Annotated in this window: 1 rRNA gene; it reads right to left on the bottom strand. The window is 54.3% G+C overall.

Annotated features, from left to right (window positions below):
• A 16S ribosomal RNA gene (locus tag APU11_RS12565) occupies window positions 1–243 on the bottom strand; the annotation flags it as partial.

The following is a 243-nucleotide window of genomic DNA, read 5'->3' as shown; positions in this document are numbered from 1 at the left end:
AGGTCGCTTCTCTTTGTATGCGCCATTGTAGCACGTGTGTAGCCCTGGTCGTAAGGGCCATGATGACTTGACGTCATCCCCACCTTCCTCCAGTTTATCACTGGCAGTCTCCTTTGAGTTCCCGGCCTAACCGCTGGCAACAAAGGATAAGGGTTGCGCTCGTTGCGGGACTTAACCCAACATTTCACAACACGAGCTGACGACAGCCATGCAGCACCTGTCTCACAGTTCCCGAAGGCACCA

The sequence above is a fragment of the Enterobacter sp. 50793107 genome, assembly GCF_001463365.1.
In the GTDB taxonomy this organism is placed as follows: domain Bacteria; phylum Pseudomonadota; class Gammaproteobacteria; order Enterobacterales; family Enterobacteriaceae; genus Enterobacter; species Enterobacter cloacae.
Note: the sequence above shows the minus strand (reverse complement) of the source record. Positions and strands in the feature narration are given on the sequence as shown.